Genomic DNA, 689 nt, shown 5'->3' on the forward strand with positions numbered 1-689 from the left:
ACAGTTACGCAATCGCTTGGCCAAGACAGTCAACGTCGACCCAATGTTGCTACTGGCGCTTTCCGGCAGCACATCGCCCATTGGCAGGGTTCACGTACGCTCTGAAACCGTGGATGCCTTGTTGCAGGAGCAAGAATTTCCGGGAGAGAAACTCGAAGAGATTCTCACGTGGGACGGCACGGAAGATATCTTCGCCGACATGCTTGATCGCTACATCCTGCGGGCAGGCATTTCAGGTGTTCAACCCAAGTTGCTGGTGCCGGAACGACAAGAGGTAGAGTTGCCGCGAGTGACATCCAAAACCTCGGACCTGATCATCAAAAGTGGCAGAGACGAATTCCCGGGCCTGGCGATCAACGAATTCCTGTGCATGTCCATGGCAAAAGACGCGGGCATTCCCGTTCCGCCGTTTTACCTTTCCGACAACGCCAAGCTATTTGTCATGCGCCGCTTTGATCGCGACGATCAGCTCAACCCGATCGGTTTTGAAGACATGGCCGTGTTGATGGGGCTGTCGGCCACTCAGAAGTACAGCAAAAGTTATGCAGCCATCGCGAAGGCAGTTCGAGTATTTTGTCCGGCGATACATTTGCGCACGTCCCTCGATCAACTCTTCGATAGCGTTGCCCTGAGTTGCATCGTCGGAAATGGCGACGCTCATTTGAAGAATTTCGGCTTGCTCTATTCCG

Annotated in this window: 1 protein-coding gene; it reads left to right on the forward strand. The window is 53.7% G+C overall.

What is annotated here, in order from left to right; translation table 11 throughout:
- The coding region (locus HT737_RS30495) for a HipA domain-containing protein (RefSeq protein WP_182404680.1) at window positions 1-689 on the forward strand (689 nt) is incomplete at both ends.

The sequence above is a fragment of the Pseudomonas sp. MD195_PC81_125 genome, from assembly GCF_014060985.1.
GTDB lineage: Bacteria > Pseudomonadota > Gammaproteobacteria > Pseudomonadales > Pseudomonadaceae > Aquipseudomonas > Aquipseudomonas parakoreensis.